Here is a 649-nt window from a genome sequence, read left to right on the forward strand (position 1 = left end):
AAAGTGTCACAGAATGACTCTTCTGTGACGAAAATATATAAGGTAACTCACTATAACGTTCAGAAAATTACGAAATTCACGATTTACTCAAAGATGCTGGTTCTAGGCCTAATAACCATGCAGGAATCCATTTTTCCCAGCCAATTCGTGCACAGTTTGCTGCGAAACTATTAAAAATGTGGTAACTCAATCCACCGACTACCATGAAGAAAAAGAAATCAGGTAGTTTAAGAGCAATATCAAATAAATGTGCAAGGGCTGGTAATGATAAAAGCACCACGGTTCTCGTGATGCCCTCAATTCCATATTGTGATGAGTATGTTCCATCTAGCTTTGAAGCTTTACTACCCGTAATCCAGTCGAGCATGATAATCCAGCAGTAAATCGAGATCCAAATTAAGTTCGCTTTACCATATAACAAATTAATTATTGTTCCTAATCCACCACCGATAGCACCACCTACTTTAAATTGAGTACTTGTAATAACATCGCTTATATTCAATGCCTTGATGAGTTCGTGAATTCTTTCCAAGTTCTCACCTCCTCGTATGATAAAGTTAGGTTTTTTAGGAAAGGGATTTACCTATAAACCCGTGAGTATCTAGTTATATGAGATACTTATATTTGTAGATAGAGTGTTGCCGACCAC

Annotated in this window: 1 protein-coding gene; it reads right to left on the reverse strand. The window is 37.1% G+C overall.

Going from position 1 to position 649, the window contains the following annotated elements; translation table 11 throughout:
- Positions 1–76: 76 nt before the first annotated feature.
- On the reverse strand, positions 77–532 hold the full coding sequence (locus ACS2CR_RS34330; RefSeq protein ID WP_153603202.1) for a phage holin family protein: 456 nt from the start codon (positions 530–532) through the stop codon (positions 77–79).
- Between the last annotated feature and the right edge of the window lie 117 nt (positions 533–649).

The sequence above is a fragment of the Bacillus cereus group sp. BceL291 genome, assembly GCF_051776705.1.
GTDB classification, from domain to species: domain Bacteria; phylum Bacillota; class Bacilli; order Bacillales; family Bacillaceae_G; genus Bacillus_A; species Bacillus_A cereus.